Genomic DNA, 1,414 nt, shown 5'->3' on the forward strand with positions numbered 1-1,414 from the left:
CGACAAGCATCCTGAGTATCAAGACAACTCTGTCTTTCATAACGCTACGCCGTAACTCACATTTTGAACATCAGATTTTAAAGACAAAAAAACGCCATGCTAAAAAGCGTGGCGTTTTTGATTTAACGATAAACTATTTAACCTTTTTCAAAAATCTTTACCTTTGATGGTTTACTCATTGAAGATTAGACTGTCGTAATTGAATAGCCCTACTTTAACAAATAATAAATTAACAGAGCGACTTAACAACACAAAAAGCTCTTAACCAATATTTTGTAAAAAGTCTTTGTCTCTGGCCAAAAATGACAAATAGAGTACAGGCAGCACAAACAAACCAACAGCCCAATAGCTTAATTTGACGTATAGTACAGCGCCTAACAGCGCGCCTATCACAAAGCTTATGACCAGTGCTGAGCTATGCCCTAACTTTTTGGCATTCTCAGACGTTCTATTGGATAAGTAGTCTGATAGACCTATCCCTAACTGCGTCGTATTGCCTGTCATTAGTACCGTTGGGCTCATGTGCTTGATAACTGTTTTGCTAGCAGTATTACGAATCGCCAACGCAGTTAAACCCAAACCTCCAGTTATGGCAACGGTAATAGCGCCTGCATCGATAAAAGGTTGAAAAGACAAGCCTGCAATCATAAATGCGGTCAAAAATACCGCTTCAGCGAATAATAAATGACTTAATATCAGCTGCTGTTTTTTACTTTTATCTATATATATCTTCGTTACTACCACCGTCAAAATAAACAGCGGTACAGATGCAAGCTTAATCCATAGTCCATCTTCGCCTTTTACCAGACCGCTACCTGCCAATACTAAGTTACCAGTCACATGAGCGGTAAAAAACCCAAATAACGTTATAAAGCCAATGGTATCAATGGCACCGCCAACGACTGTGAGTAACACTGGCGCTTGATAACGTTGCCAAAAGCTTGGCGAATTATTATTTCGAGCGCCGCCCTTATTATTCTTAGTTGAAGTATCGTTAGACTCAGTATCGTGAGAGGCGCTGTTATGCACCAGTATTTCCAGCAAACACGACAAACTCATCCACAAACTTTTGCAGGAATTTTTGCGTGCGCTCACTGACACTACCATCTTCATTTAGGCTATCAGTCGCATGGCCTAGGTATACTTCAGGGCTAATCATCATTTGAGCCGATAGCATCTGCATGCTTTTGCGTACATCGAGACCGCTAACTCTACCCCCATAAGTGCCTGGTGATGCTGTCACTACTGCTACTTTTTTGCCTTCCCACACACTCTCTTTATAAGGACGAGAGGCGATGTCGATGACGTTTTTTAAAGCAGCAGGCATGGTACGGTTATGCTCTGGTGTGACGATTAGTACTGCTTCAGCACTCTTTAACTGCTGACGAACGCGTTCGTAACTATCAATCGCTTG

Annotated in this window: 2 protein-coding genes; both read right to left on the reverse strand. The window is 41.5% G+C overall.

What is annotated here, in order from left to right:
* Positions 1-261: 261 nt before the first annotated feature.
* On the reverse strand, positions 262-915 hold the full coding sequence (locus tag ACS8FD_RS14510) for a YoaK family protein (protein WP_439276377.1): 654 nt from the start codon (positions 913-915) through the stop codon (positions 262-264).
* A 106-nt stretch (positions 916-1,021) separates the two neighbouring features.
* A partial coding sequence (locus tag ACS8FD_RS14515) for an NADPH-dependent FMN reductase (RefSeq protein WP_439276376.1) occupies positions 1,022-1,414 on the reverse strand: 393 nt, incomplete at its 5' end.

The organism is Psychrobacter sp. 1U2, assembly GCF_051847575.1.